The 252-nt window shown below is 50.8% G+C and carries 1 pseudogene; it reads left to right on the top strand.

From position 1 onward, the window contains the following. A pseudogene (locus tag ACZ3HG_RS24350) lies at nt 1-252 on the top strand (succinate--CoA ligase subunit alpha); the annotation flags it as partial.

Genomic DNA, 252 nt, shown 5'->3' with positions numbered 1-252 from the left:
AAAGATACCAAAGTCATTACCCAGGGTATTACTGGTAAAACTGGCCAATTTCACACCCGTGGCTGCCGTGACTATGCCAACGGCAAAGCTGCTTTTGTCGCAGGTGTGAATCCTAAAAAAGCTGGCGAGGATTTCGAAGGCATTCCTATTTACGCCAGCGTCAAAGATGCCAAAGCACAAACTGGCGCTACCGTTTCCGTGATTTACGTACCACCAGCTGGCGCTGCTGCCGCCATTTGGGAGGCTGTCGAA

Source organism: Erwinia sp. PME.40.26/001, from assembly GCF_055556675.1.
This window is presented reverse-complemented; position numbering and strand designations above follow the sequence as displayed.